This is a genomic window from Streptomyces sp. NPDC043726, assembly GCF_056436565.1.
The window spans coordinates 398,378-425,169 of the sequence record NZ_JBWKCI010000007.1; the positions used below are offsets into that span (position 1 = coordinate 398,378).

At 72.5% G+C, this 26,792-nt stretch carries 23 protein-coding genes; 11 read left to right on the forward strand and 12 right to left on the reverse strand.

All coding sequences use genetic code 11. The features are described 5' to 3' along the window. Window positions 1-17: 17 nt before the first annotated feature. The 5 genes from AC068Z_RS22450 to AC068Z_RS22470 all read right to left on the reverse strand — a co-directional run bounded on the left by AC068Z_RS22450 (window position 18) and on the right by AC068Z_RS22470 (window position 4,370). Complete coding sequence (locus AC068Z_RS22450) at window positions 18-617, reverse strand: hypothetical protein (protein WP_478558189.1); 600 nt, start codon at window positions 615-617, stop codon at window positions 18-20. Beyond that, window positions 614-1,918 (reverse strand): hypothetical protein, encoded by a 1,305-nt coding sequence (locus AC068Z_RS22455; protein WP_478558192.1) that lies wholly within the window; start codon window positions 1,916-1,918, stop codon window positions 614-616. Before AC068Z_RS22455 ends, AC068Z_RS22450 begins: the two co-directional genes overlap by 4 nt. Beyond that, complete coding sequence (locus tag AC068Z_RS22460) at window positions 1,915-2,694, reverse strand: ABC transporter ATP-binding protein (RefSeq protein WP_478558195.1); 780 nt, start codon at window positions 2,692-2,694, stop codon at window positions 1,915-1,917. The genes AC068Z_RS22455 and AC068Z_RS22460 overlap by 4 nt, the downstream gene beginning before the upstream one ends. Before the next feature lie 96 nt (window positions 2,695-2,790). Beyond that, a complete protein-coding gene (locus tag AC068Z_RS22465) occupies window positions 2,791-3,771 on the reverse strand; it encodes a zf-HC2 domain-containing protein (RefSeq protein ID WP_478558198.1) in 981 nt (326 codons plus the stop codon). After that, a complete protein-coding gene (locus tag AC068Z_RS22470; RefSeq protein WP_478558201.1) occupies window positions 3,768-4,370 on the reverse strand; it encodes an RNA polymerase sigma factor in 603 nt (200 codons plus the stop codon). Before AC068Z_RS22470 ends, AC068Z_RS22465 begins: the two co-directional genes overlap by 4 nt. Window positions 4,371-4,666: 296 nt before the next feature. Between AC068Z_RS22470 and AC068Z_RS22475 the strand changes: the two genes are divergently transcribed. From AC068Z_RS22475 to AC068Z_RS22485, 3 genes are all read left to right on the forward strand, one after another. Continuing rightward, window positions 4,667-4,972 (forward strand): hypothetical protein, encoded by a 306-nt coding sequence (locus tag AC068Z_RS22475; RefSeq protein WP_478558204.1) that lies wholly within the window; start codon window positions 4,667-4,669, stop codon window positions 4,970-4,972. Then, window positions 4,973-7,141 (forward strand): 4-alpha-glucanotransferase, encoded by a 2,169-nt coding sequence (malQ, locus tag AC068Z_RS22480; RefSeq protein ID WP_478558207.1) that lies wholly within the window; start codon window positions 4,973-4,975, stop codon window positions 7,139-7,141. A gap of 76 nt (window positions 7,142-7,217) precedes the next feature. After that, window positions 7,218-7,490, forward strand: a complete 273-nt coding sequence (locus AC068Z_RS22485) for a hypothetical protein (protein ID WP_478558210.1) — start codon at window positions 7,218-7,220, stop codon at window positions 7,488-7,490. Between the two features lie 216 nt (window positions 7,491-7,706). Here AC068Z_RS22485 and AC068Z_RS22490 read toward each other — a convergent pair whose 3' ends face one another. Then, window positions 7,707-8,306 (reverse strand): TetR/AcrR family transcriptional regulator, encoded by a 600-nt coding sequence (locus AC068Z_RS22490; RefSeq protein ID WP_478558213.1) that lies wholly within the window; start codon window positions 8,304-8,306, stop codon window positions 7,707-7,709. Between the two features lie 133 nt (window positions 8,307-8,439). Here AC068Z_RS22490 and AC068Z_RS22495 point away from each other — a divergent pair, with 133 nt between their 5' ends. Further along, window positions 8,440-9,906: an FAD-dependent monooxygenase gene (locus AC068Z_RS22495; protein WP_478558216.1), complete on the forward strand. Its 1,467-nt coding sequence runs from the start codon at window positions 8,440-8,442 to the stop codon at window positions 9,904-9,906. Between the two features lie 57 nt (window positions 9,907-9,963). On the opposite strand, the gene AC068Z_RS22500 is transcribed toward AC068Z_RS22495, so the two are convergent. Then, a complete protein-coding gene (locus AC068Z_RS22500) occupies window positions 9,964-10,485 on the reverse strand; it encodes a MarR family winged helix-turn-helix transcriptional regulator (RefSeq protein ID WP_478558219.1) in 522 nt (173 codons plus the stop codon). 134 nt (window positions 10,486-10,619) lie between these two features. Between AC068Z_RS22500 and AC068Z_RS22505 the strand changes: the two genes are divergently transcribed. From AC068Z_RS22505 to AC068Z_RS22515, 3 genes are read left to right on the forward strand one after another with little or no spacing between them, the layout of a single operon-like run. Beyond that, entirely contained in the window at window positions 10,620-11,567 is a 948-nt protein-coding gene (locus AC068Z_RS22505; protein WP_478558222.1) for an EamA family transporter, read from the forward strand. 34 nt (window positions 11,568-11,601) lie between these two features. Continuing rightward, on the forward strand, window positions 11,602-12,528 hold the full coding sequence (locus AC068Z_RS22510; protein ID WP_478558225.1) for a DMT family transporter: 927 nt from the start codon (window positions 11,602-11,604) through the stop codon (window positions 12,526-12,528). Window positions 12,529-12,542: 14 nt separating this feature from the next. Continuing rightward, complete coding sequence (locus AC068Z_RS22515; RefSeq protein ID WP_478558228.1) at window positions 12,543-13,445, forward strand: LysR family transcriptional regulator; 903 nt, start codon at window positions 12,543-12,545, stop codon at window positions 13,443-13,445. Window positions 13,446-13,879: 434 nt separating this feature from the next. Here the strand turns inward: AC068Z_RS22515 and pepN are convergent, their stop codons facing one another. The 3 genes from pepN to AC068Z_RS22530 form a co-directional block, all read right to left on the reverse strand. After that, window positions 13,880-16,456: an aminopeptidase N gene (gene pepN, locus AC068Z_RS22520; protein WP_478558231.1), complete on the reverse strand. Its 2,577-nt coding sequence runs from the start codon at window positions 16,454-16,456 to the stop codon at window positions 13,880-13,882. A 102-nt stretch (window positions 16,457-16,558) separates the two neighbouring features. Continuing rightward, complete coding sequence (locus AC068Z_RS22525) at window positions 16,559-17,575, reverse strand: aspartate-semialdehyde dehydrogenase (protein WP_478558234.1); 1,017 nt, start codon at window positions 17,573-17,575, stop codon at window positions 16,559-16,561. Between the two features lie 107 nt (window positions 17,576-17,682). Next, window positions 17,683-19,725, reverse strand: a complete 2,043-nt coding sequence (locus AC068Z_RS22530; protein WP_478558237.1) for a TerD family protein — start codon at window positions 19,723-19,725, stop codon at window positions 17,683-17,685. Between the two features lie 105 nt (window positions 19,726-19,830). Between AC068Z_RS22530 and AC068Z_RS22535 the strand changes: the two genes are divergently transcribed. Both AC068Z_RS22535 and AC068Z_RS22540 read left to right on the forward strand, forming a co-directional pair. Beyond that, the gene (locus tag AC068Z_RS22535; protein ID WP_478558240.1) at window positions 19,831-20,376 is read left to right on the forward strand and encodes a sigma-70 family RNA polymerase sigma factor; all 546 of its coding nucleotides are present in this window, start codon (window positions 19,831-19,833) and stop codon (window positions 20,374-20,376) included. A gap of 1 nt (window position 20,377) precedes the next feature. Beyond that, complete coding sequence (locus AC068Z_RS22540; RefSeq protein WP_478558243.1) at window positions 20,378-21,118, forward strand: hypothetical protein; 741 nt, start codon at window positions 20,378-20,380, stop codon at window positions 21,116-21,118. A gap of 63 nt (window positions 21,119-21,181) precedes the next feature. On the opposite strand, the gene AC068Z_RS22545 is transcribed toward AC068Z_RS22540, so the two are convergent. Then, the gene (locus AC068Z_RS22545) at window positions 21,182-24,472 is read right to left on the reverse strand and encodes a S8 family serine peptidase (protein WP_478558246.1); all 3,291 of its coding nucleotides are present in this window, start codon (window positions 24,470-24,472) and stop codon (window positions 21,182-21,184) included. Window positions 24,473-24,637: 165 nt separating this feature from the next. Beyond that, window positions 24,638-25,171, reverse strand: a complete 534-nt coding sequence (locus tag AC068Z_RS22550) for a CGNR zinc finger domain-containing protein (protein ID WP_478558249.1) — start codon at window positions 25,169-25,171, stop codon at window positions 24,638-24,640. A 129-nt stretch (window positions 25,172-25,300) separates the two neighbouring features. On the opposite strand from AC068Z_RS22550, the gene AC068Z_RS22555 reads away from it, so the two are divergent. Both AC068Z_RS22555 and AC068Z_RS22560 read left to right on the forward strand, forming a co-directional pair. After that, on the forward strand, window positions 25,301-25,744 hold the full coding sequence (locus AC068Z_RS22555; protein WP_478558252.1) for a VOC family protein: 444 nt from the start codon (window positions 25,301-25,303) through the stop codon (window positions 25,742-25,744). Between the two features lie 2 nt (window positions 25,745-25,746). Further along, the gene (locus AC068Z_RS22560; protein ID WP_478558255.1) at window positions 25,747-26,622 is read left to right on the forward strand and encodes a pyridoxamine 5'-phosphate oxidase family protein; all 876 of its coding nucleotides are present in this window, start codon (window positions 25,747-25,749) and stop codon (window positions 26,620-26,622) included. The last annotated feature ends 170 nt before the right edge of the window (window positions 26,623-26,792 follow it).

Here is a 26,792-nt window from a genome sequence, read left to right on the forward strand (position 1 = left end):
CGCAGTTCCCCGCGCCCCTAGGTGACTCGACGCGCCCCCTTGATCACGTACAGGGTGCCTCCGAGCAGGAAGAGCGCGGCGGCCGTGTTCCAGGCCGCCCCGCCCGCTTCCGGCTCCAGAAGCCATGCCCAGGGTGGGAGTGAGCCGCCTCTCGTCCCCGCTGTCCCCAGGTACATCGCGCTCACGTACCCGAACACCGGGAGCCAGCTCAGTCTCGCGCCCAGTGCCACCGCCGCCGCTGCGGTCAGGCCGGTGCAGCCGAGGGTGTTCCTGATCATGGCGGGCGGGCCGAAGGTCTGGGCGCTGGTGAGGACGGCCAGGGGGAGCAGGGCCGTGGCCAGGGCCGTCAGGGTCAGGAGGTGGAGCGCGCGGCGGCGCCACCAGGGGCGTACCGCTGTGCGGTCCAGTTCGTCGGAGGGGGAGTGGAGGCTCGTGCCGATCGCCGCCGAGGCCAGCAGGGGGGCCAGGGCCACCAGCGGGACCTGGCGGTCGGGGTCCAGGTAGGAGTCCAGGGCGTGGGCCGAGACGACCGCGAGGACGGTGGTCGCGGCGAGGGCCGCGAGCGTCTGGGGGAGGGCGCGGGAGCGGGCGTAGAGGAGGAGGCCGGTCGTCGTCACAGCGTCGGCACCCCCTTCGGGTCGCAGACGTCCGCGGTCGCGAAGTACTCCGACAGCCAGGCCCTGCGCTCCTCGTCGTCCATCGCCAGCAGGCGGGCGCGGGCCTGCCGCTTCGCCTTGACATCGGCGTCCAGCTCGTCGAAGTGCGCCTCCAGTGGGTTCGGCGCCAGGTAGTGCTCCACGGCATCGTCCACACGGCTCAGCTCAGGGTCAGTGGCGTCGCAGTCGGCGCGGCCGATCACCGCCATGCCGGCCTCCCAGGCGAACTGCTCCGGATCGGCCAGCTTTCCGCGTACGACCGCCCAGCCGAGCGGGGTGATCGACGGCAGCCAGACTTCGTTCTCGCGTGGTCCGCTTCGGGTGTCGTTGAAGCGGACCGGCACGTTCTCCACCCCCTCCAGGCGGCCCGTCAGTCCGGACAGGGCGTCGGTGATCTGCGGCAGGAGCTTCTCGTAGCGGGCGTTGACGCAGATCTGCGGGGTGGTGGAGGTGTCGCAGACCTGGCGGCGGGCGACCGGGGTGGTGTGGCTCAGGCCGTCGTCGCCGGTCTGCACGAGCAGTACGGCGGCGGCCGTCGCGGCGGTCAGCGGCAGCAGCGCCGTGACGCGGCGGCGGGCGGTGTGGGCGAGGACCGCGGCCGTGGCGAGGCCGCCGGTCCAGGCCACCGTCACCGGGGGCTGCCACCACACCGGCGCCTCGTGGTCGGCCGTGTCCAGCAGCGGGGACAGGGCGGCGAGCGTGCCCCGGCTGTCGTAGGACAGAGTGCCGAGGACGACGTACGCGGCGATCGCCAGCAGCGGGGCCGTCAGGCGCCAGGGCAGGACGCGGCCCGCGACCTGGCCGGCGAGCGCGGCGCTGCCGAGGACGAGGGTGTCCGCGAGCGGGACGAGGAGGTACGGGCTGTCCCCGGTGGCGCAGTACGCGGTGGCCAGCATCGCTGGCGCGGCGGCGGCCAGGTGTCCCGCGGCCACCCACAGGGCGAGCGGCAGGGCCGAGGCGAGGAAACGGGGCAGCGGGCCGCGTACGGAGGTCTCCATCAGTTCGCCGGTACGGCTCCGGCGCTCCCGTCCGCCCTGCCAGCAGCCCGCCGCCAGCGCCAGCGGGATGCCGAGCAGCACCGCGGCCGCGTGGGTGCGGTCCCGGGTCTCCGCCCAGCCGCCCTGCCAGGTCTCCGCCGGTACGGCCAGCGCGACCAGCAGCGTGACCAGGACCGAGCCGCCCGCCCAGGGGGCGAAGCCGCGGCGGACCTCGGGGCGCAGGGGGTGCCCGGTGACGCGGGGTCGCTCCGCGAGGAGGGTCATCGGACCGTCACCTCCCGGACGGCTCCGGAGGAGCGGTGGGCGCGCAGGGCCGCCGTGTAGCCGCGCTCGATGGGGTTGTCGCCGACGCCGTCCGCTGTCGTGCCGAGCTCGGTGAGGGACTCGGGGGTGCCGCGGAAGGCGAGGCGGCCGGCGGCGATCAGGGTGACCTCCGTGCAGGCAGCGGCCACGTCCTCCACCAGGTGCGTGGAGACCAGGACGGTGGCCGAGGCGCCCAGTTCGCGCAGCAGCTCGCGGAACTCCACCCGCTGCTCCGGGTCGAGGCCGGCCGTCGGCTCGTCCAGGAGCAGCACGCTCGGGTCGTTGACGATCGCCTGGGCGATGCCGACGCGGCGGACCATGCCGCCGGACAGCGTCTTGATCTTCGCGTCGATCCGGTCGGTGAGCCCGACCCGGGCGACGGCCCGCTCCACGGCGGCCGGGGTTTCGGCGGCGGGCATCTCCTTCAGCCAGGCCATGTAGGCGACGAACTCGCGCACGGTGAAGCCCGGGTAGTAGCCGAACTCCTGCGGCAGGTAGCCGAGCCGACGGCGGACGGCGGCCCGGCCGCGGGGGTCGCGGACGTCCTCGCCGAGGATGCCGACGTGGCCCTCGGTGGGGGCGGCGACGGTGGCGAGGACCCGGATCAGCGAGGTCTTGCCCGCGCCGTTGGGGCCGAGCAGACCGTGCACGCCGCGTCCGAAGTCGAGGTCCAGTGAGTCGAGGGCGAGCGTCTTGCGGTGCCGGACACGCAGACCGGCCACCTGGATCGTGGTCAAGGGGGCTCCTTGAGAGGGACGTCGAGAAGAGAACGTCGAGAAGGGGACGTCGAGAAGAGGGAGAAGGGGGTACGTCCTGCTTCGGCCGAGAGGGGTTCAGTGCCGCTCGAGGCGGTCGTACGCGGTGCGGCGGGCCGCCAGCAGGGCCGCGCACACGGCCGCCGCCGCGGCCCAGCCGCCTTGCGCGGGGGCGCCGCCGACGTAGGCGGTGAGCTGGTCCGTGAGACGGGCGGACAGCGCGTCGTCGGGGACGGCGAGCGCGGGCGCGAGTACGGCGCACAGCCAGCCGCCGCCGGTCAGGGCCGTCGCCGCGCGCAGCCCGAGCCAGCCGCCGAGGGCCAGCGAGGCCAGCGTCAGCGCGAGCCCGGGCAGCAGCCAGGCGGCGGCGCCCGGGGCGCCGTAGGACGGCAGGACCAGGCCGGCGAGGGTCAGCAGCGGCAGGCTCACCGTCAACACGACCGCGGTGCGGGTCAGTACCAGTCGCAGCCCCGCGGACGGCGTGGCGGCGGCCAGTTCGTGCAGCGGGTCGGCGTGGGCACCGTAGGACAGGGCGACCCCGGCGACCGGCACGACGGGCGCTACGGCGAGCAGCAGCGGCCGCGCCCCGGCGAAGTCGGCCCCGTACGCGAGCAGCACGGCACCGACCGCCATCAGCAGCAGGGCGGGCAGCCAGGCTCCCCGCACGGCGGGACCGGCGGCCCAGAGGAGGCGGGCGGTGCGGAGGCGGGCGTGCGGAGCCGGGACTCCGGCCGGGGATGTGATCCGCCTGCGCGGGGCGGCCCACCGGGGGAGGGCGGTGCGGAGGCGTGCCGTCGGCGCCGGGGACTCGGTCAGCAACCTGTGCGGGGCGGCACTCGGCGCCGCCTCGGCATGCCGGTGGGGGGCGGCGTCCAGTACCGCCTCGCGTACCTGCGCCAGTACCGGGCCCGCCGCTGTCGCGGCCACCGTGCTGGAGACCCGGGCCGCGCAGGACGCGCAGGACTCCAGGTGCTTCTCCAGGGACCAGGCGTCCGGGTCGGGCAGGGTGCCGTCGGTGTAGCGCGTGACGAGGGCGTCCGGCGCGTGCCAGTCGGTCATGCCGGGCCTCCCAGCGGGGACAGGGTCAACTGGGCCAGCGCCGCGCGCAGTTCGGCGCGGGCGCGCATCGCGCGGGACTTGACGGTGCCTTCGGGGATGCCGAGGAGCCGGGCCGTCTCACGGGTGGTGAGCCCGTCGACGACCGTGGCGCGCAGCACCTCGCGCAGCTCCGGGGAGATGCGGTCGAGGGCGGTGCCGACATCGCCGTACTCCAGACCCGCCAGCACCCGCTCCTCGGCGGAGGGTGCGGCCGGCGCGGACGCGGTGGGGCCCTCGTCGATCGGTGTCGTCTCCAGGCGCCCGGCGCGCTCCTGCGCCCGCCGTGCGTCGATCAGCCGGCGTGCGGCGATCGTCCACAGCCAGCCGCCGGCCTCCTCGCCGCGATGTGCCTCGGCCGAGCGCCACACGGTGACGAAGGTGTCCTGCAGCACCTCGCGCACCACCTCGGGGTCCGCGCAGCGCCGGGTCAGCCGGACGTGCAGCCAGCCCGCGTGCCGGTCGTACAGCGCGGCCATCGCCGCCGGGTCACCGGCCGCGACGGCCCGCAGCAGCACCGCGTCCGCCGGCTCCCCGTCGTCCTTCTCCCGCTGGCCCCCCATGGGGCGGAACAGTCTCACACCCCGTCTATCGACGGCCTGAGCGGCGCCGGTTCACGGCCGGTCGACGAGGGCTCGAGCGTCCCTGGCGCCGAGGTGGGGCGCCGGTGGCCGCGAGGGCGGGATTGCCCCAGTCTGTAGGTGTCGCGGCGGAGCAGAATGTGACGAGAGGCACGTTGTCCGGCTGTGCACGTCTGCCGTCGCGCCCGCTGGGTAGGGCTGCGATAACCCGCAAGGGCCTGGCCGGCGGCGCCCCGCAGGACAGGCCGTAGGTCGCCGTACTCGACAAGGAGGCCCCAGTGGCCGCATCGGCACACCTTCTGCTCACCGCCCTGTCCAAACCCGAGGCGCTCACCGGGCCCGAACCGCACGTGTGCGTCTTCAGCGCGGAGAGCGCCTGCGCCGAAACCCCGCTGACCAGCGAACCTCCCCTGCCCGCCGCCGAGCCGCTGACCAGCGAGCCGCCGCTGCACGAGGCCGCGCCGCTGACCAGCGAGGCGCCGATGTACGCGGCCGAGCCGCTCACCAGCGAGCCCCCGTTCGCCCCCGCCGAACCGCTCGCCGGTGAGGTCCTCCCCTTCGCCCCGGACCCCGCGAGGTCGTAGATGGCAGAGCAGCGGTCGGCCGAACCTTCCCCGGAGCCCGAGTCACGGTCCGAGTCATCGTCCGAGTCGCGGTCCGAGTCCGCGTCCGAGCCCGGGGCCGAGGGCACCCCGTCCCAGGACCTGTCGCGGCTCGCCGAACTGCACGGCGTCGCCCCTTCCTACCGACCCTCCCCGGACCGCACCGTCCACGCCTCGGCCACCGCGCTCACCCTGGCCCTCGCCGCGCTCGACGTCGACGCGCACACCCCCGAGGCCGTACGACGTGCCCTCGCCGCACGCGAACACGAGCTGCGGCAGCGGCTGTTGCCGCCGACCGTGGTGTGCTGGCACGGTTCCGCGCCGCCCGCCGCACTCACCGGCCTGCCGCCCGGCACCCGGCTGCGGGTGGAGACCGAGCAGGGCGAGACCCGTGCCGCCGCCGACCGCCTCCCGCCCGGCGTCCACCGGCTGACCGCCACCGCGCCCGACGGCCGCACCGGCACCGCCCACCTCGTGGTCGCCCCGGCCCGGCTGCCCGTCGCCGCAGGCCGCTCGCACGGACTGCTCGTCCAGCTCTACTCCCTGCTCTCCCGGCGCTCCTGGGGCATGGGCGACCTCGGTGACCTCGCCGAACTGGCCGGCTGGGCGGGCCGGACGCTCGGCTCCGGGTTCGTCCAGGTCAACCCGCTGCACGCCGCCGTACCCGGAGCGCCCACCGACCCCTCCCCCTACCGCCCCTCCTCCCGCCGCTTCCCCGACCCGGTGCACCTGCGCGTCGAGGACATCCCGGAGTACGCCCGGATCGAGGACCGGGAGCGACTGCGGGCGCTGCTGGAACGCGCCGAGCGGCTGCGCGAGTCCGTGCTGGAGAAGGGCGCGCTGATCGACCGCGACGCGGTGTGGGAGCTGAAGCGGGAGGCGCTGGAACTCGTCCGCGAGGTGCCGCTCGGCCCCGGCCGGCGCGCCGCCTACGCCGACTTCCTCGCCGAGGAGGGCCAGGCCCTGGAGGACCACGCCACCTGGTGCGCGCTCGCCGAGGTGCACGGCTCCGACTGGCGCCGCTGGCCCGCCGCGCTGCGCGACCCCCGGTCGCCGGAAACCGCCCGGGCGCGCGGCGAGTTGATGGACCGCGTCGACTTCCACTCGCGGCTCGTGTGGCTCACCGACGCGCAGCTCACCGCCGCGCAGCGCACCGCCCGCGACGCCGGGATGGCCGTCGGGATCGTGCACGACCTCGCGGTCGGCGTGCATCCCGAGGGCGCCGACTCCTGGGCGCAGCAGGAGTACTTCGCCGCCGGGATGTCGGTCGGCGCGCCCCCGGACGCCTTCAACGCGCGGGGCCAGGACTGGGGCCTGCCGCCCTGGCGCCCGGACCGCCTCGCCGAGTCCGGCTACGCGCCGTACCGCCGGCTGCTCAGGGCCCTCTTCCGGTACGCCGGGGCGCTGCGCATCGACCATGTCATGGGCCTGTTCCGGCTCTGGTGGGTCCCGCAGGGCCATCCGCCCACGGAGGGCGCCTACGTCCGCTACGACGCCGAGGCCATGCTCGCCGTCCTGGTGCTGGAGGCATCCCGCGCCGGGGCGTCGGTGATCGGCGAGGACCTGGGCACGGTGGAGCCGGGCGTTCGGGAGGCGCTGCGGGCGCGCGGGGTGCTCGGCACCTCGGTCCTGTGGTTCGAGCGGGACTGGGAGGGCGACGGGCGTCCGCTGCCGCCGGAGACCTGGCGCTCCGACTGTCTGGCCACCGCCACGACCCACGATCTGCCCTCCACGGCCGCGCGGCTCACCGGTGATCATGTCGAACTGCGGCACAGCCTGGGCCTGTTGACCCGTTCCCTGGCGGAGGAACGCGCGGAGGCCGCCGCCGACACCGGCGAGTGGCTGGCCGTGCTGTCCCGGCTCGGTCTGCTGCACGGCACGGGCGGTGGGCACGGTACGTCGCAGGAGGAGGCCGAGATCCAGGCCGTCCACCGCTTCCTGCTGCGCACCCCGGCGCGCATGGTCGGCGTCTGGCTCCCCGACGCGGTGGGCGACCGCCGCCCCCAGAACCTCCCCGGGACCTGGGACCAGTACCCGAACTGGCGCCTGCCGATAGCGGACGCGGACGGCAGGCCGGTGACGCTGGAGGACCTGGCTGCGTCACCGAGGCTGCGCGCGCTGATGGAGGTGCTCGGACGCCCGCGGGCGTAAGTGCGGCGGAGGGCCCTCGCCTCGTATGCACCCCCCGGGCGAGCGCCCTCCAGGGCCATTCGATACTTTTGGCACCGTGGACAAGAAGAACGCCCTGCGCGCCGGCGCCCTGGCTGCCGGTACGACGCTGATGATGCTGCTCATGTCGTCCCCCGCGCTCGCGCTGACCCGCGACGACGGTGACGACCCCGGCTCTGGTCTGAGCGTCATCGAGACGCTGGGTCTGTTCGTCGTGGCCCCGATCGCCCTGTTCGCGGTCATCGCGGGCCTCGTCATGGTCCTGGACCGCTCCCAGGAGACCCACCGCGTCAGGACCAAGCCGAAGGCGAAGGCCCCGGCGAAGGCCTGACCTCTCCCGAACTCTTCGAGGGCGCCGCCCCCACGGCCCGTACGCGCAGACCGCCGTACGGAGCCGGGGGCGGCGCCTTCCGCGTCTCCGGGGCCTCCTCGGACCCCCCTTCCTCCGGCGTCTCGTCGAGCTCCGGCTCCGGCTCCGGCTCTGCCTCTTCCTCGGCAGCGGAGGTCTCGGCAGCGGAGGTCTCGGTGCCGGAGGTCTCCACCCCTCTCACGGGTTCGGAGCCGTCAGGTACCGCTGAACCGTCGGTGCCAGCCATGCCACCACCTCCTCGGCGGTGAGCGCCACGGCCGGGGGCAGCCGCAGCACATAGCGGGTGAGGGCGAGCCCGAGCAGCTGCGTCGCGATCAGCGCGGCCCGCGCCGGGCTCTGCTCGGGGTCCGGGCAGACCTGCCGGGACAGCGGCAGCAGCTGCTCCCGGAAGATGTCCTGCATCCGCTCGGCCCCGGCCTGATTGGTGACGCCGACCCGGAGCAGGGCCGTGAGCACCTCGTTCTCCTCCCACAGATGCAGGAAGTGCAGCACCATCGCCTCGCCGTTCTCCTGGCGGGGCAGTCTGTTCAGGTCCGGCAGTTTCAGGTCGACTGAGACGGCCGCCGCGAACAGCCCCTCCTTGTTGCCGTAGTAGCGCATCACCATCGACGGATCGATGGCGGCGTCCTTGGCGATGGCCCTGATGGTGGCCCGTTCATAGCCGTCAGCTGCGAATCGTTCGCGGGCCGCGGCGAGGATCGCGTTGCGGGTGGCCTCCGACCGGCGCCGACCGCCGCCCCCGGATTCGGTCACCGTACTGCGTTCATTTCCAGTCATGCCAACAAGCGTAGGCCAACACGCGTAGGCCAACAAGTGTTGACTTCGAATGAGGCCCGCCGTATCGTCGTCAACGAGCGTTGGCAAACAAGCGTTGGCAAGTCGTCGGAGGCGTCGGCTCTAGGAGGCCACCATGAACACCCCCCACTCCGTGATCGTCGTCGGCTGCGGCCCCACCGGCCTTCTGCTGGCCGGTGACCTCGCCGCCGCCGGTGTCCCCGTCACCCTCGTCGAGAAGCGCCCGCACAAGATCAGCAACCTGTCCCGGGCGATCGTGGTCCACGCCCGCACCCTCGAACTCCTCGACGCCCGCGCGCTCTCCGAGGAGGTCGAATCCCTCGGCCGCCGGCTGGACCGGATGAACCTGTTCACCCGGCTCACCGTCGAGTTCGACAGCCTCCCCTCCCGCTTCAACCACATCCTTCTTCTCCCGCAGTACGAGATGGAGCGGATCCTGGAGCGGCGCGCGTTCGAGGCCGGGGTCCGGTTCCGGTACGAGACCGAGGTGACCGGGCTCCGCCAGGACGAGGACGGCGTCACCGTCGAGACGCGGGGGCACGACGGGACGAGCGAGGAGCTGCGGGCGTCGTACGTCGTCGGCACCGACGGAATGCGCAGCACCGTGCGCGGCGCGATCGGCCTGCCCTTCCCGGGCCGTTCCGTGATCCGCTCCGTCCTCCTCGCCGACGTGAAGCTCGCCGAGGAGCCCAAGGAACTGCTCTCCGTGCACTCCAACGGGGACGCCTTCGTCTTCTTCGCCTCCTTCGGCGACGGCTACTACCGCGTCGTCGCCTGGAACCGCAGCCGCGACATCCCCGAGAGCGAGCCGCTGCACCTGGAGGAGATCAGGGAGACCGTCCGGCTCGCCGCGGGCCGTGACTTCGGGATGCACGACGCCCGGTGGCTGTCCCGCTTCCACAGCGACGAACGCCAGGCGCCCTCCTACCGCGTGGGCCGGGTCTTCCTCGCCGGCGACGCCGCGCACGTGCACACCCCGGCCGGCGGCCAGGGCATGAACATCGGCATGCAGGACGCGGCCAACCTGAGCTGGAAGCTCGCCGCGGTGGTCCAGGGCCGTGCGCAGGACGCGCTGCTCGACACCTACCAGGCCGAGCGCCACCCCGTCGGCACGGAGGCCATGCGCAGCAGCGGTGCCATCGTCCGCCTCGCCATGGCCAAGCACTCCTGGACGCTGGGCCTGCGGGCGGTGGTCGCGACCACCCTCAACGCGCTCAGCCCCGTCCGCCGCAAGCTGGCCCTCCAGATCACCGGCATCGGCGTGAAGTACGACGCGCCCTCGGGCGCCCACGCTCTCACCGGCTCCCGGATCGGCGACGTCGAACTGGAGGGCGGCCGCCTCTACGAGGCCCTGCGCGGCGGCCGGTTCGTGCTGATCACCCCGCAGGAGTGCGCGGACAAGACGGGCCTGGAGGACGTCCTGACGGTGGAGCGCCGGTCGGGCCGCGGGCGCGACAGCCGTACGACGGTGCTGGTGCGGCCCGACGGATACGTGGCCTGGGCGGCGGACGGCGCCGACCCGGCGGAGACCGAGGCGGCGGTCGAGGCGCACGTGGGGGAGCGGATCGCCCTGGCGCGCTGAGGCGCCGGGGGCCGGCGCGTCTCCCCTGCGGGGACTCGCGCGCCGAGGGCCGGCGCGTCAACTCTGCGGGGTCTCGCGGGTCCCCGCCAGCAACTCCCTCAACAGGTCGGCCAGGTGGCCGGCCTGTTCGGCGTCGAGGGCGGACAGGGCCTCCGTCTGGACGGCGAGCCCGAGGCCGACCGCCTCGTCGACGAGCCGCAGCCCCTCCTCGGTGAGGGTGACCTGGAGTCCGCGCCGGTCGTGCGGGTCGGGGGACCTGCGCAGCAGCCCCGCCCGCTCCAGCTTGTCGAGGCGGCCGGTCATCCCCCCGGTGGTGAGCATCAGCGTCGCCGAGAGCTGGCGCGGCGAGAGGGTGTAGGGCGCGCCGGAGCGGCGCAGCGTGGCGAGGACGTCGAACTCGCCCCGGGCGAGGCCGATACGGCCGTACGCCTTCTCCATGCGATCGCCCATCGCGCGCGAGAGGCGGAAGATCCGCCCGAAGACCTCCATCGCCGCGGTGTCGAGGTCGGGCCGTTCGGCGGCCCACTGGTCGATGATCGCGTCGACGGCGTCTCTGGGCTGTTCGGGGCGTGCGTCCATGGGCCGAGTATCGGGGCCGGGAGGGTCGGCCGCAAGAAAGTAGCTTGCTGGAAAGCGGCTTCCGGAAAAGTAGCTTGCAGGAAAGTAGCTTAGGGGTAAGCTACTTGCTGTCGACCTATTGAAGGGTGCGTCCCATGGCCACCAGCCGCCCCGCGCTCATCGCCCTCACCGCCCTGGCACCCGTCTCCTGGGGCACCACGTACTTCGTCACCACCGAGTTCCTGCCGCCCGACCGCCCTCTGTTCACCGGTCTGATGCGCGCCCTGCCCGCGGGACTGCTGCTCCTGGCGCTCGCCCGGGTCCTGCCGCGCGGTGCCTGGTGGTGGCGGGCGGCGGTGCTGGGCGCGCTCAACATCGGCGCCTTCTTCCCGCTGCTGTTCCTGGCCGCCTACCGGCTGCCCGGCGGTCTCGCGGCCGTCGTCGGTTCCGTCGGCCCGCTCTTCGTGGTCGGCCTCTCGGCGCTGCTGCTCGGGCAGCGGCCGACGCCGCGGGCACTGCTCACCGGGGCGTTCGCGGCCCTCGGGGTCAGCCTGGTCGTCCTGGAGCGGGTCGGCGCGCTGGACGTACCGGGCCTTCTGGCAGCCCTCGCCTCCACCGCGTCCATGTCCACCGGCACCGTGCTCGCCAAGCGGTGGGGCCGGCCCGAGGGTGCCGGGCCGACCGCGCTGGCCGGCTGGCAGCTCACCATCGGCGGCCTGCTCATCGCCCCGGTCGCCTTCCTGGTCGAGGGCGCGCCGCCCGTGCTGGACGCCCGTGCGCTCGGCGGCTACCTCTACCTCGCCGTGGCCGGTACGGCGGTGGCGTACTGGCTCTGGTTCCGCGGGATCGGCCGCCTCACCGCCACCCAGGTCACCTTCCTCGTCCCGCTCTCCCCGCTCACCGCGGCGGTGGTCGGCTGGGCCGCGCTGGGCGAGTCGCTGACGCCGGTGCAGCTGGCGGGGATGGTGCTGGCACTGGGGGCGACGGTGGCGGGGCAGTTGGTGCCGGGCAATGGTGGCCGGACCGTCCGATCGTTCAGTTTCACTACAAAGAACGCTCGAAAAGATTCGATGGACGTGACAGGTTCCGCGCTGCGACGGTAGACCGGACCGCGATCACCGAAGCGAAAGGGCCTTTGTGGCTGACCTGGCCGAGCACACCCTCTCCTCCCGTACGACCTCCCGCGCGGCGATGCCGAGGACGGCGGCCCCCGTCCTCGGCATCGCCCTCGCCGCCCTCGCCACGCTCGTCTGGTCCGGCAGTTTCGTTATTTCGCGGGCGCTGCACGACAGCGTGCCGCCGGTCCAGCACGCCTTCTGGCGCTGGGTCGTGGCGCTCGTGGCCGTCGCGCCCTTCGGGGCCCGGCAGGCCTGGCGGCAGCGGAAGGCGGTCCGCCGGCATCTCGGGTTCGTGCTGCTCGCCTCGCTCCTCGGGGTCACCACCTACAACACCTTCGTCAACCAGGCCGGGTTGACCACCCCCGCCGCCAACATGGGCATGATCATGGCCGCTTCGCCGGTGCTGATGGCGGTGTTCGAGCGGATGGGCGGGGTACGGCTGGGCGCGCGGCGGATCTGCGGTCTGCTGGTCGCGTGCGCCGGGGTGCTGCTGCTCGTCCGGGGCGGGGGCCGGTTCGCTGCGGGCGACCTGTGGATGATCGCCGCGGCCTGCTGCTTCGCCGGGTACAGCGCGCTGCTGCGGCGCAAGCCGGCGGAACTGGGCGGTGCGGCCTTCCTGTTCACGACGTTCCTCGTCGGCGCGGTGCTGCTGCTGCCGGCGCAGGGGGTGAGCCTCGCGGTGCAGGGCGGTTTCGAGCCCACGGCGGGCACGCTGCTGCCGCTGCTCTACGTCGGTGTCGTCTCCTCCGCGGTGGCGTTCTTCGCCTGGAACCGGGCGATCTCACTGATCGGCGCGGGCCGCGCGGGGGTCGTCTACTACCTCCAGCCGGTGTGTGTGGCGCTGTTGTCGTGGGCGCTGCTCGGGGAGACGGTCGGGTGGGCGCAGGTGCTGTCGATGGCGCTGATCCTGGGCGGGGTGGTGCTGGGGGCGGGGGCGCGGCGGTGACGTAGGTTGCCGCCATGGTCGAGTGGGACGTCCGGAAGCTGCGGATTCTGCGGGAGTTGCGGGAACGGGGGACGGTGACCGCCGCCGCCGAGGCCCTGCGGATGACTCCGTCGGCCGTGTCGCAGCAGCTGACGAACCTGGCGAAGCAGCTCGGGGTGCCGCTTCTGGAGGCGCACGGGCGGGGGGTGCGGCTGACGGACGCGGCGCGGTTGGTGCTGCGGCACGCCGAGGCGGTGTTCGAGCAACTGGAGCGGGCGGACGCGGAGTTGAGCGCCTATCTGCACGGGGAGGCCGGGGAGGTGCGGCTCGGAGCCTTCGCCACGGCGGTGCCGGCGCTGGTGGTTCCGGCGGTTCGGGCGCTGCGGGCGGCGCATCCCGGAGTGCGGGTCCAGGTCCGGGAGGCCGAGGCGGGGGAGGCGTACGAGCTGCTGGGGGCCGGGGAGGTCGACCTGGCGCTGTCCCTGGCGGCGCAGGCGCCGAGTGCGGTGGATCCCCGGTTCGCCCGGGTGACGCTGCTGGCGGATCCGCTGGACGTGGCCTTGCCGCGGGGGCATCGGCTGGCGGGGGCGGGGGAGGTGCGGCTGGCCGACCTCGCCGAGGAGTCGTGGATCTTCGGGGCGAGCGGGCCGTGGTCGGACATCACCCGCGGGGCGTGCGAGGCGGCGGGGTTCACTCCCCACCAGGGCCATGCGGCGACCGGCTGGACGGCGATCCTGGCGATGGTGGAGGCGGCAATGGGGGTGGCGCTGGTGCCGCGGATGGCGGCGGTGCCCCGGGGCGGCGTGGTGATGCGGGAGCTGGACGCGGACCGGCCCGTACGGCATGTGGTTGCGGCGATCCGCAAGGGCGCGGACGCCTCACCGGCGGTGGGGCGGGTGCTGGAGGCGCTGCGGGGGGTCGCGGAGGGGCTCGGCTAGGAGTCGGGGTCCCGGCGGACGGCCGGACTGCGGACGGGGCACCGGCGGTGGGGTGGGTGCTGGGGGCGTTGCGGGGGTTGCGGAGGGGCTTGGCTAGGAGTCGGGGGTCCGGCGGACGGCCGGATTGTGGACGGGGCACCGGCGGTGGGGTGGGTGCTGGGGGCGTTGCGGGGGTCGCGGAGGGGCTTGGCTAGGAGTTGGGGGCCGGGCGGACGGCCGGACTGGGGACGGCTCACCGGCGGTGGGGTGGGTGCTGGGGGCGTTGCGGGGGTCGCGGAGGGGCTTGGCTAGGAGTTGGGGGCCGGGCGGACGGCCGGACTGCGGACGGGGCACCGGCGGTGGGGCGGGTGCGGGGGGCGCGGAGGGGGGCGGGCAGGGCGCCGGAGGGGCGCCTGGTACGTGACCGGGCGCCCCTCTCTTGGTCGTACGGGCTGCTACTCGGCCGCCGCCGCGTCCGCCGCCTGGGCCTTCAGGGCCCGGTCCACTCCTGCCCGGGATTCCGAGATCAGGCGGCGCAGGGCCGCGTTCGGCTCGGCGGACGAGAGCCAGGCGTCCGTCTTGGCCAGGGTGTCCGCGGAGACCTGGACCGTCGGGTAGAGGCCCACCGCGATCTGCTGGGCGATCTCGTGGGAGCGGGTGTCCCAGATGCCCTTGACCACCTCGAAGTACCGGTCCGTGTACGGCGCCAGGAGCTCGCGCTGGTCCGTCTGGACGAAGCCTCCGATCACCGCCTCCTGGACCGCGTTCGGCAGCTTGTCGGACTCGATGACCGAGGCCCAGGCCTCCGCCTTAGCCTCCGGGGTCGGCCGGGCCGCACGAGCCGTCGCCGCGTGCCGCTCGCCCGCCGCCGTCTTGTCCCGCTCGTACTCGCTCGCGATCTCCGCCTCGTCGAAGCGCCCCACCGCCGCGAGCCGCTGAACGAACGCCCAGCGCAGCTCGGTGTCGACGACCAGGCCCTCGATCGACTGCGAACCCTCCAGCAGGGCGTCCAGCAGGTCCAGCTGCTCCGGCGTCCGGGCCGTCGCCGCGAAGGCGCGCGCCCACGCCAGCTGGTGGTCCCCGCCCGCCGGCGCCGAGCGCAGGTGCGCCAGCGTCGCGTCCGTCCAGCGGTTCAGCAGCGCCTCACGGCCCGCCGGGTCGGCGTACAGCTCGATCGCCAGCTTGACCTGGCGGTGCAGCGACTGCACCACACCGATGTCGGACTCCTTGCCGATGCCCGACAGGACCAGGGACACGTAGTCGCGGGTCGCGAGCTCCGCGTCGCGCGTCATGTCCCACGCCGACGCCCAGCACAGCGCCCGGGGCAGGGACGCCTCGAAGTCGCCCAGGTGCTCCGTCACGAAGGCCAGCGACTGCTCGTCGAGACGGACCTTGGCGTACGACAGATCGTCGTCGTTCAGCAGCACCACCGCCGGACGACGCTTGCCCGCCAGCTGCGGTACGGCCGTCAGCTCGCCGTCCACGTCCAGCTCGACGCGCTCGGCACGCACCAGCTTGCCGCTCGCCTCGTCGAGTTCGTACAGGCCGACCGCGATCCGGTGCGGACGCAGCGTCGGCTCACCCTGCGCGCCGGCGGGCAGCGCCGGGGCCTCCTGGCGGATCGCGAAGGAGGTGATGACACCGTTCACGTCCGTCTCGATCTCGGGGCGCAGGATGTTGATGCCGGCCGTCTCCAGCCACAGCTTCGACCAGGTCTTCAGATCCCGCCCGGACGTCTTCTCCAGGGCGCCGAGCAGGTCCGACAGACGCGTGTTGCCGTACGCGTGCGCCTTGAAGTACGCCTGCACGCCCCGGAAGAACTCGTCCATGCCGACGTACGCGACGAGCTGCTTCAGGACCGAGGCGCCCTTGGCGTACGTGATGCCGTCGAAGTTGACCAGGACGTCGTCCAGGTCCCGGATCTCCGCCATGATCGGGTGCGTCGAGGGGAGCTGGTCCTGGCGGTACGCCCACGTCTTCATGGAGTTGGCGAACGTCGTCCACGCGTGCGGCCAGCGCGACCCGGGCGCGTAGGCCTGGCAGGCGATGGAGGTGTAGGTGGCGAACGACTCGTTCAGCCACAGGTCGTTCCACCACTCCATGGTGACCAGGTCGCCGAACCACATGTGGGCCAGCTCGTGCAGGATCGTCTCGGCGCGCACCTCGTACGCCGCGTCCGTCACCTTGGACCGGAAGACGTACTGGTCGCGAATGGTCACCGCGCCCGCGTTCTCCATCGCGCCCGCGTTGAACTCCGGCACGAAGAGCTGGTCGTACTTCTGGAACGGGTAGTCGTAGTCGAACTTCTCCTGGAACCACTCGAAGCCCTGCCGGGTGACCTCGAAGATCGCGTCCGAGTCGAGGTACTCGGCGAGCGAGGGGCGGCAGTAGATGCCGAGCGGGACGGACTGGCCGTCCTTCTCGTACACGCTGTGCACGGAGTGGTAAGGACCGACGATCAGCGCGGTGATGTAGCTGGAGATCCGCGGGGTCGGCTCGAAGGCCCAGACGTCGTCCGTGGGCTCGGGCGTCGGGGAGTTCGAGATGACCGTCCAGCCGCTCGGCGCCTTCACCGTGAACTGGAAGGTGGCCTTGAGGTCCGGCTGCTCGAAGGAGGCGAAGACCCGGCGGGCGTCGGGCACCTCGAACTGGGTGTAGAGGTAGGCCTGGTTGTCGACCGGGTCGACGAACCGGTGCAGGCCCTCGCCGGTGTTGGTGTACGCGCAGTCCGCGGTCACCCGCAGGACGTTACGGCCCTGAAGCAGCCCCGGGAGCGCGATCCGGGAGTCCTTGAAGACCTCGTCCGGGTCGAGCGCGTCGCCGTTGAGCGTCACCTCGTGCACGGCCGGGGCCACCAGGTCGATGAAGGACTCGGCGCCGCCCTCCGCGACGTCGAAACGCACCGTGGTCACGGACCGGTAGGTGCCGCCCTCCTGCGCGCCGGAGAGGTCGAGATCGATCTCGTACGAGTCAACGGTGAGCAGCTTCGCCCGCTGCTGCGCCTCTTCGCGAGTCAGGTTTGTGCCAGGCACGCGGTCATCTCCTCGTTATGTGTGGGTTCGGTCATCCTTCCACGAACTGCCGAAAGGGCGGCCACCCCGGTGGGGTGGCCGCCCTTTCGACTGTGACCGGCGTCAGGCCTTCAGCTCGGCCGCCACCAGCTCCGCGATCTGGACCGCGTTCAGCGCGGCGCCCTTGCGGAGGTTGTCGTTGGAGATGAACAGGGCCAGGCCGTTCTCGACGGTCTCGTCGGTGCGGATGCGACCGACGAACGAGGCGTCCTTGCCGGCCGCCTGGAGCGGCGTCGGGATCTCGGAGAGCACCACGCCCGGCGCCCCGGCGAGCAGCTCCGTCGCCCGCTCCGGGCTGATCGGGCGGGCGAAACGGGCGTTGACCTGGAGGGAGTGGCCGGAGAAGACCGGGACCCGGACACAGGTGCCGGAGACCTTCAGCTCCGGGATCTCCAGGATCTTGCGGGACTCGTTGCGGAGCTTCTGCTCCTCGTCGGTCTCGTTCAGGCCGTCCTCGACGAGGTTGCCGGCGAAGGGCAGCACGTTGAAGGCGATGGGGCGCTTGTAGACCTGGGGCTCGGGGAAGTCGACGGCCTCGCCGTCGTGGGTCAGCTTCTCCGCGTCCGCGACGACCTTCTGGACCTGGCCGTGCAGCTCCGCCACGCCCGCTACGCCCGAGCCGGAGACCGCCTGGTAGGTGGTGGCGACCAGCGCCTCCAGGCCCGCCTCGGCGTGCAGCGCCTTCAGCACCGGCATCGCGGCCATCGTGGTGCAGTTCGGGTTGGCGATGATGCCCTTGGGGCGGTCGGCGATGGCGTGCGGGTTGACCTCCGACACCACCAGCGGGACCTCGGGGTCCTTGCGCCAGGCCGAAGAGTTGTCGATCACCACCGCGCCCTGCGAGGCGACCTTCTCGGCCAGCGCCTTCGAGGTCGCGCCGCCCGCGGAGAACAGCACGATGTCCAGGCCGGTGTAGTCGGCCGTGGCCGCGTCCTCCACCGTGACGCCGTCGAGGACCGTCCCCGCCGAGCGGGCCGAGGCGAACAGGCGCAGCTCCGTGACCGGGAAGTCGCGTTCCGTGAGGATCCTGCGCATGACCGTGCCGACCTGACCGGTGGCTCCGACGATTCCGACCCTCACGGTGACTCCTTCGCTGTGGCGATTGCGTGGCCTGGACGTTTCCATGATGCGTCCCATCCAGGCCGTTGTGTCCAATCGTTTGCCCGAGTGATGGGACGCCACTCCTGTCAGGGGCGCAGTTCGATCACCCATCCGCCCAGTGCCCGGACCTGCAGAAATGCGCTCTCGATCCGGTACGGGCCGGAAGAACCCGTGATTTTCCGCTTGGGGAACAGGTTTTCGTCCAGTTCGTAGACATGGAGGATGCCGCTCGTCCCGGCGACCATCATCTCCACCTCGGGCCCGGTGTGACATACGACTCCGTAGCCCTCGCCCTGGTTCCGCGCACCGAGGGCGGTCGCCAGGCTGAGCGGCTGCGGCTCCAGTCGCCACTTCGCGCCGTCGGTGGCGGACACGACCACGAAGCAGGAACCGCCCGGGTCGACGAAGACGGGACCGAGCGCCGGACGGCGGCGGCCGTGGACGTCGGCGATGATCACCGTCCTGCCGAACGGATGGTTCTGGGCGTGCGCGGTCAGCTTCTCGTCGTTCCCCTTCGAGGTCAGCCGGACGTTCATCAGCGTGGGCGGCCCCGGGTAGCGCAGGACCGTGCTGCCCTTGCCCTCGACCGGGCCGGTGAGCAGCGGCGCCTCGTCCTCGGGGACGATCCGCAGCGACCACTTGCCGGAGTGCTTGACCCGGATCGTCCGCTCGGCCTGCCCCTGGGAGAAGACCAGGGCCGTGCCGCGGGTGCCGTGGTTCCAGGTGGTGAGCCACTCGTCCTCGTCGCCGTACTCGTCGACGAGCTTCACCCCGATGTCGAAGCTGCGCTCGGCGCCGGGGAAGTCGTACCGGAGCAGCGAGGGCCGCCCGGGCCGCGGGTTGACCAGCGTGACCGTCTTCTCGCCCCGGCCTTCGTGGACGTTCTTCCCACCCGCTCCGGGCGGCGCCTCGTCGGGCAGAGGACTGATGCCGAGTCCCCAGTCGCCGTCGCTTCGCTCCACGGTGAACAGGAGCGGGCCTGCCGGGATCCGTACGGTCTTCTTGACCCGTCCCATGCCGTCGTGCAACCGCTCGGCGCTGTCGAGATCGCGGGTGTCACCCTGGTGGCGCTTGAGCCGCAGCCAGGCGTCGCCGCGCTCTCCCCAGATCTTCAGCTCGGCCGCGGGGCCGGTGTAGGCGAGGACCTCGTCGCCGTGGCCCTTGACCCTCTTCGAGCCGAGCGGGAGCGCCGCCGACAGGGGCAGCACGGTGATGGTCCAGTCGCCGAAGCAGTCGACCTCCAACGGCATCGGTCCGCCTTCCGGTGGCGGCAGGGCCAGGGCGCGGCCTTTGAAGTCGTCCTCGATGGAGTGGAGGATGTCGTCGCCGCCGGGGGTTTTGACAGAGCAGGTGGCGCCCTTGACCTTGGCCTCGACGATCACCGGTCCCGAGTTCGGCGGGAACGCCACATCGACGGTGATGCTCTTCTCGTAGCTGCCGGTGTGGACATAGGGGGTGAACTCGAAGGGGCGGGCGTGGTCCGGCTCCGTCGGCACCACCAGCGTCGTCGTCGACGACGTCTTCGCCACTCCGGTGTTCAGCACCGGAGCCGGAGCCGGAGCGGGAACCACCGGAGCCACGGGTGCCGCGACCGGCTGCTCCTCCGCCACCATGATCCCGAAGTCCGTCGCCAGGCCCGCGAGGCCCGAGTCGTAGCCCTGGCCCACCGCCCGGAACTTCCACTCGCCGTTGCGCCGGTAGAACTCCCCGAGAACGAACGCCGTCTCGTCGGCGGCGTCCGTCACCTCGTAGTGCACGACGATCGTGCCGTCGGCCGCCACCGTCTGTGCCGCGAGCCCCGGTACCGCCCCGAAGACGCCGTCGTCGCAGGAGGCGGCGATCAGCACCCGCTGCACCGCCGGTTCCACCCGGGGCAGCTCCAGCTCCAGCCATTCCGCGAGCTGTTCGCCGCTGTCCCCGGTGCCGAGGTGGCGTACCGCGCCCGAGGGATGCGCGGGCTGGTTGTGGAAGACGAGGTCCGCGTCGCCGCGCACCTTGCCCGCCGCGTCCAGCAGCAGCGCCGAGACCTCCACCGCGGCCGGCGTCCCGGGCACCTTCCTGCGGCACACGGCGACCCGCAGCAGACCTGCGGGGACAGGGGTGTTGGCCCCCTTGGTGATGATCGTCATGGGGCACATGGTGACAGTGGAGATGATGTGAAGAAAAGATTCCGCAGTTCGGATCGAACGTTTCCCTCCCGACCGGCGTCATAGGGGAAACGCGGCGAGGGGAGGGTGGCTGTGCTGCGCAGATTGGCCCGTCGTGGCCAGGGGGACGGTGCGCCGGAGGCGCCGGACGATCCCCTGGACGCGGCTCAGGAACGTCGGGTGCGGGCCGTGCTCGCGCTCGGCGGGGTGCCGCAGGCGGACCTGCCGGACGGGGTGCAGCAGGTCCGTCTGCGGCTGTTGGAGCGGGCGGCGAGCGGACGCGAGGCGCCCCGGGACGTCTCCGCGTGGGCGGCGGTGGTCGCCTCCAACTACGCCATGGACTGGCACCGGGCCAAGCGCCGCCAGGAGCGGCTCGGCGAACGCCTCGCGTCCCTGCGCCAGTCGGCGCACCCCTCCGGCGAGGACACCAGCGTGCTCTCCCTCGCCGTCGCCCAGGGCCTGGACGAACTGCCCGACGCCCAGCGCCAGGTGGTCGTCCTGCGCTTCTTCGCAGACCTGCCCGTGCGCGACATCGCCGAGCAGCTCGCGATCCCCGAGGGCACGGTCAAGAGCAGGCTGCACACGGCGGTACGGGCTCTGCGCGCCCGCCTGCACGAGGACGAGGTGGTGTGACATGACCGCCGAACACAGCGGCATCGACGCCTTGATGGCCGCGATCACCGACGAACCCCTGCCCGAGGAGGCCGACGCCGCCCTCCTGGCCGAACACCGCAGGGCCACCGCCGACCTCGCCGTGCTGCGGGAGCAACTGGAGATCATCGGCAGCGCGTTGGCCGAGCCGGGAGAACCCGCGCCGGCACCCCGACCGGCCCCCGCCCTCCGTCCGGTACGACCGGTCCGGCGCCGGATGTTCCGCCTCGCCGTCGGCTCGCTCGCCGTGGCCGCCGCCGCGAGCGTGGTCGCGGGGCTCGGCTGGCTGGTGATGGAGTCCGGACCGGGCGGCGCGAACAGCAGCGCCGACTCGGCCGCGAGCGGCGCCAAGGAGGCGCAGCAGGACAGCGGAGGCGTCCTGTTCGGCAGCCCCCGCTATCTGTCCTGCGCGTACCTGGTCGCCGAGGGCACGGTCACCGCCGCCGAACCGGTCGGCGAGCCCACCGCCGACCCGGCTCTGGTCCAGGTGAGCGTGCGCGTCAGCCGCTTCTACAAGCCGGAGAAGTCGACGGAGAAGGACCTCACCTACGTCATCGACGAGAACTCCGCGCCCCGGCTGCGCGAGGGCGACGAGGTCCTCTTCGGCGTCCCCGACAAGGGCGCCCCGCCCGACATGTGGATCGTGGGGGAGCAGGAGATCGCCATGGAACGGGAGTGGGTCACCCGGTCGCTGCCCGAGTCCCGTTCCCTGAACTGCGGATGAGCGCATGCGAAAGGGCGGGCGCCCGCGACCGGACGCCCGCCCCCTTCACAGCCGTGGAACGGACTACGGAGTGACCTTCTCGATCTTCACGCTGCCCGCGCCCGCGACCGTGCCGCGTGCGTTCAGCAGCTGGACCTGGCCGAAGAACTCACGGCCCTCCGGCGCGGCCGCCGCGGCGGTGACCTTCGCCGCGACCGTGGCCGAGTCGCCCGTGCCGAGCTTCACCGGCGCCGTCTCGTCGACGGTGACCGAGCCGAGCGCGGCGGAGAAGAACACGTCCAGGTAGTCGTAGGCGGTGGAGCCGGACGGCACCGAGTAGCCCACGACCTCGATCGTGTAGGTGCCGGCGGCGGGCTTGGCGATCGAGACCGCCTCCTCCGAGTCACCGTCGGCGGCCTGCGCGACCTGGTTGCCGTCCTTGTCGTAGACCGTCAGGTCCAGGTCGGCGGCGTTGTCCGAGACATTGCCGATGGCGACGTCCAGGGACGTGGCGCCCTCGGGCACCTCGACCGTGCTGGTGTGCGTCTCGTGGTCGGCGATGGTCGGCCGGGCCGACTTGGACGAGCCGAGCGGACCGCCCGCCAGCTTGCCGTCCAGGGCGGCGAACTTGTTCGTCACCTTCCAGGAGGCCTCGACCGGGGTGCCCACCTTGGCTTCGGGCACGGTCACGGTCTCCGGGTCGAAGGCCGCGCCGAGGACGGTGACGTCCAGCTTGAAGGGGTTGTCGAGCAGCGGCGACGTACGGCGCGACTCGACCTCGATCTCCCAGACGCCGGGCTGCGGGTCGGCGTACGAACGCACGTCCGGGCGGCAGCCGTTGCCGTCGAGGTAGTTGTTGTAGCAGTTCGGCGTCGACGTCGTGTCGGACGGAACGCCGTAGGGGTGGATGGCGATGAAGCGGGTCTGGCTCTTGTCCTTGAGCCCGCCGATCGCGACCTCCAGCGACTTGGCGCCCTCGGGCACGGTCACGAAGTAGTGCTTGGTGCTGTTGCGCTGGACCGTGCCGGACGCCGAGTAGGTGTACTGCAGCGGCGCGGCGACCACGACGGTCGACATGACCAGCTTGTCGATGCCCTCGGTGCGCGGGTCGTCGACCTCGAGGATCGCGCTCTTCAGGCCGGCGGACTTCGGGTTGGCCTGCACCTTGACGGTGACCGGCTGGTTCAGCGGCAGGTTCACCTCGTCGGAGCCGACGATCCGGAAGGTGCCACCGGCGTTGTTCTCGAAGTGCAGCTCGTGCCGGATCGCGCGGTCGGCGCCGGAGGTACGGGTCAGGGTGATCTCGTACGTCTTCTTCTGGCCGGCCTTCAGACCGCCCTCGCGGTCGTACAGACCGGAACCGAAGCCGGGCGTCTTCAGGAACTGGTCGAGCGCGGTGTCGACCGGCGCCTTCACCGTGTAGGTGTGCGCGGTGGCGTCGTCCTTGATCGACTCCCAGGCGTCGGGGATGTTGATCAGGCCCGCGCCTTCTTCGTACGCCTGGACCCCGCTGATGTGGTCGGCGGTCGAGGTGAGCGCGGTGCGCAGGGTCGCCGGGGTCAGCTCGATGCCCGCGCGCTTGGCGGCGCTCAGCAGCAGCGCGGAGGCACCGGCGGCCTGCGGCGAGGCCATCGAGGTGCCCTGGAGCATGCCGTAGCCGGCCGGGAGCGAGTAGCCCGCCTCGGCGACCGGGGCGCCCGGCAGCCAGGTCTGGATGGTGTTGACCGCGGCACCCGGCGCCACGAGCGTCGGGGTGAAGCCGCCGTCCTCACGCGGGCCGCGGGAGGAGAACGGCATCATCGCGTACCGCTTCTCCACCTTGGAGCCGTAGTTGGCGGCCCAGGTCTCCCGGGAGACGGAGGCGCCGACCGAGATGACCTTGTCGGCCAGGGACGGGTCGCCGATGGTGTTGGCGCCGGGGCCGGAGTTGCCCGCGGAGATCACCAGCTGGACGCCGTAGGTGTCGATCAGGCGGGTGTAGAGCTCGGCGCGCGCGTTGTTGCCGTCGTTGAGCGCCGGCAGACCGCCGATGGACATGTTGACGATGTCGACGCCCCGGTTGACGACGAGGTCGATCATGCCCTCGGTCAGCGCGACGTTGGTGCAGCCGCCGGTCCAGGTGCAGGCGCGCGAGGAGACGACCTTCGCGCCGGGCGCGGCGCCGTTCATCTCGCCGCCGAACAGGCCGTTGGCGGCGGTGATGCCGGCCACGTGCGTGCCGTGCTCGGACTCGATGACGCCGATGTTGACGAAGTCGCGCTTCTGCCCGACCCAGTCACCGCCGTAGGGGTCCATCGGGACGTCCTTGCGGATCTCCACGACGAACGGCTGACGCTCGGCGACGTCGGTGCCGGGGTTGTCGGTGCCGAACCAGCCGATCTGGAAGCCGTCCTTGTACGGCTTCATCGGGGTGTCGTCACCGAAGTCGAAGTTGTTGTTCAGGTCGACCCGGACCGTGCCGGCCGCGGCGTCGTACAGCACGCCCCAGACGTCGGTGGTGTCGCCGTCCCGGTTCGCGTCGCCCTTGGCGTCGCCGCCCGTGGTCGCGGACTCGCGGAACAGGTTGACCTGGTACGACCCGGCGGGTGCCGTCCAGGTGCGGCCGCTGAAGGTGAAGCTGGGTCCGGAGACGTTGGTCGTCATCGCGCGCCAGGTGGCGTCGCCGTCGACGATCGGGTCGGTCGCGGTGACCCAGTCGACGATCTTGCGCTCACCGGTGGTGGTCTTCTGCAGCGCCGGGTGGGACAGGTCCACGCCCGAGTCCAGGACACCGATGGTGACTCCGCGGCCGTCCGCCTTCGGGTGGTCGTCGACGAAGTCGACGGCGCCCGTCTCGAAGGAGGGGTTGTACGGGTTCTCGGCCGGGGTGTTCTTGCCGGGGGCCGGATAGGCGGCCGCGGTCGACGCCGACTTCCTGGTGTCGACGGCCGGGTCGTCCAGCGGGATCTCCTCGCGCAGGTCGATGCCGTGCACGGAGGAGAGCTTGGCGGCGGAGGCGATGGCCGCGTCCGCCTTGCCGGTCGGGACGGTGGCCCGGACGTAGCCGAGCTTGTCGTAGGTACGGCCCACGGAGCCGCCCTTGACCGCGTCCAGCTCCTGGGCGACCTGTTCGGTCTGCCCGGGGGCGGTGGCGATCATCATCGTGACGTTCTTGTCGCCGGCCGCCTTGGCGTCGGCGAGCAGGTCCGCGTCGCCGGAACCGAGCTTGTCGTGCGCGGACTTGACGGCCGGGTCGGCCGCGGCGGGGGCGTCCTCGGCGAAGGCCAGGGGTATCGGCCCGGCGGCGGACAGCGCGGCCACGAGTCCGGCGGCCACCGCTATGCGGGCCGCGCGTCTCGCACCCGATATGGGTTCACGCTGGGGGGTGAGGGTCATCGGCATCCCTTGTAGGTAAAGGAACGAGCGTGGAACGACCGCTCAGCCTTACGCAAGGGACAGATGTTTGGGGAGAGTTGGCCCGAACGAAATTGAGGGATGGGGAAAACCCGCTATCCCTTTCCGGCTGATCTCCGGCAAAGCGCGCAAGTCGCCCGGCCGGCGTCAGTCCTCCTTGGTCCGGGCGTAATGCCGGGACGCCTTCGCGCGGTTGCCGCAGGTCGCCATGGAGTGCCAGCGGCGGGTGCCGTTGCGCGAGGTGTCCAGGAAGTACAGGACGCAGGCCTCGTGGGCGCAGGCGCGGATCCGGTCCGGGACGGTGGCGAGCAGCCGGAGGTAGTCGCGGGCGGCGAGCCAGGCCGGACCCCAGGCGGGGGAGCGGAACTCGGGCAGCTCGCCGGGTCCTTCCGCGGTGAGCGTGGCCCGGATCCGGCCGTGCGCGAGGACGGCGTCGACGAGGGGCGCCGCGTCCCGCGGTGATCCGTCGACGGCGGCCTTGATCGCGTCGCGGGCCTGGAGGAGGTGGCGCAGGGTCGTGGCGTCGGCGGGGTGATCGCCGGCCAGCCCGTTCGCCGCGAGCCAGACCGCCAGTCCGTCGGTGTCCGTCAGCAGGTCCCGCGCGGCTCCGTCCTGCATCCAGCGCGTGTTCAGCAGGTCCAGCGCCAGCGGCTCGCCGAGGTGCGGGCGGGGGTCGGACATGTGGGGCTCCCTCTTCCGTACTAACCGGTCAAGGGTACGTGACCGGTTGACACCTCTGATTTCTAACCCCTAAGCTCACTTTCAAAGGTTAGAACAGTGCGTGCGAAACCACTTCTGATGGGGGTAGTCATGACCTTGAGCACCGGCCACGTCGGCCTGAACGTCACCGACCTGAACCGCTCGCTCGCCTTCTACCGCGACGTCCTCGACTTCGACCTGCTGGTCGAGGGCAAGGAGGACGGCCGGCGGTTCGCGCTCATGGGTGTGGGCGGCACGCTCACCCTCGCGCTGTGGCAGCAGGCGGACGGGGCCTACGACAAGGCCCGGCCCGGCCTGCACCACCTCGCCTTCCAGGCGGACTCCGTCGAGCGGATCCGCGCCTACGAGGCCGCGCTGCGCGAGTACGGCGTGGAGTTCGCCCATGAAGGGGTCGTGGCGCACGCCGAGGGCGCCGACTCCGGCGGCATCTTCTTCTTCGACCCGGACGGCCTCCGCCTGGAGATCTCCGTGCCGAGCGGCGTCAAGGGTGCTCCGGCGCCCCACGAGTCGGCCCCCACCTGCGGGTTCTTCTAGTCATGGGCGTCTATCACGAGGGCTCGCTCGCCGTGCAGGACCGGCTCGGCGTGCGGGATCTCGCCGCGCATGTCGGCCGGTCCATCGGGGAGGGCATCAAGCCGGTGGCCGCCGCCTTCCTGGAGCTCCAGCCGCTGCTGGTGATCGGCGCCGCCGACCCGGCGTCGGGGAGGGTGTGGGCTGCGCCGCTGGCGGGGGAGCCCGGATTCGTCCGGGCGACCGGGCCGCGGCAGATCTCCGTCACGGGTGAGGCCAGGGTCTCTCCCGCCTCGGCGCTCACCGAGGGCACCCCGGTCGGCACCATCGCCCTCGATCCGCGCACCCGGCGCCGGATGCGGCTGAACGGCAGGCTGCGGCCCACCGCCCGAGGGTTCGCGATCGAGGCGGACCGGGTCTTCGCCAACTGCCCGAAGTACCTGCAACGGAGGGAGTCGTACGAGATCCTGCCCGACCGGGTGCCCGGCGAGAGCCGCGCGAGCGGCGAACTGACCCAGCGGCAGGCGGAGTTCATCGCCGCCGCCGACACCTTCTTCCTGGCCAGCGTCCATGAGGGCGGAGCCGACGCCAGCCATCGGGGCGGCAACCCCGGCTTCGTGCACGTCGATTCACCGCGCGAGCTGAGCTGGCGCGACTATCCGGGCAACTCCATGTTCCTCAGCCTCGGCAACCTCGCCGCCGACCCGAGGGCGGGCCTGCTCTTCCTGGACTGGACGTCCGGGACGGCGCTGCGGCTGACGGGACAGGCGCGTACGGAGTTCACCGAGGACGGCGAACGACGAGTCCGTTTCATGCTGTTTGAGGTGATGGAGACTCGGGGTGCCGTGCCCCTGCGCTGGTCGGCTCCGGAGTACTCGCCCGCGAACCCGGAGCGCCCCTGAACACATCCCGAACGCCCCCCGGATACCCGCGAAGATGAACACGGAGTAGCCGCGCCCCGGCCGCCCGAGGAGCGGTCGGGGGCGCGCAGGGTAGGCCAAGATCCACGTACGGTGATCGGCGCTGCGCGTTGCCGCCTCGTTCACGCGCAGGTCATCCCCAGTGCCAACGA

Bases quoted from the DNA above. Each gene is read 5' to 3' on its own strand.
- malQ (WP_478558207.1), top strand. From the start codon at position 4,973: ATGGCAGAGCAGCGGTCGGCCGAACCTTCCCCGGAGCCCGAGTCACGG.
- AC068Z_RS22545 (WP_478558246.1), bottom strand. From the start codon at position 24,472: ATGACCCTCACCCCCCAGCGTGAACCCATATCGGGTGCGAGACGCGCG.
- AC068Z_RS22490 (WP_478558213.1), bottom strand. From the start codon at position 8,306: ATGACTGGAAATGAACGCAGTACGGTGACCGAATCCGGGGGCGGCGGT.
- AC068Z_RS22465 (WP_478558198.1), bottom strand. From the start codon at position 3,771: ATGACCGACTGGCACGCGCCGGACGCCCTCGTCACGCGCTACACCGAC.
- AC068Z_RS22555 (WP_478558252.1), top strand. From the start codon at position 25,301: ATGACCTTGAGCACCGGCCACGTCGGCCTGAACGTCACCGACCTGAAC.
- AC068Z_RS22530 (WP_478558237.1), bottom strand. From the start codon at position 19,725: ATGACGATCATCACCAAGGGGGCCAACACCCCTGTCCCCGCAGGTCTG.
- AC068Z_RS22540 (WP_478558243.1), top strand. From the start codon at position 20,378: ATGACCGCCGAACACAGCGGCATCGACGCCTTGATGGCCGCGATCACC.
- AC068Z_RS22500 (WP_478558219.1), bottom strand. From the start codon at position 10,485: ATGGACGCACGCCCCGAACAGCCCAGAGACGCCGTCGACGCGATCATC.
- AC068Z_RS22505 (WP_478558222.1), top strand. From the start codon at position 10,620: ATGGCCACCAGCCGCCCCGCGCTCATCGCCCTCACCGCCCTGGCACCC.
- AC068Z_RS22455 (WP_478558192.1), bottom strand. From the start codon at position 1,918: ATGACCCTCCTCGCGGAGCGACCCCGCGTCACCGGGCACCCCCTGCGC.
- AC068Z_RS22550 (WP_478558249.1), bottom strand. From the start codon at position 25,171: ATGTCCGACCCCCGCCCGCACCTCGGCGAGCCGCTGGCGCTGGACCTG.
- AC068Z_RS22470 (WP_478558201.1), bottom strand. From the start codon at position 4,370: ATGGGGGGCCAGCGGGAGAAGGACGACGGGGAGCCGGCGGACGCGGTG.
- AC068Z_RS22495 (WP_478558216.1), top strand. From the start codon at position 8,440: ATGAACACCCCCCACTCCGTGATCGTCGTCGGCTGCGGCCCCACCGGC.
- AC068Z_RS22560 (WP_478558255.1), top strand. From the start codon at position 25,747: ATGGGCGTCTATCACGAGGGCTCGCTCGCCGTGCAGGACCGGCTCGGC.
- AC068Z_RS22515 (WP_478558228.1), top strand. From the start codon at position 12,543: ATGGTCGAGTGGGACGTCCGGAAGCTGCGGATTCTGCGGGAGTTGCGG.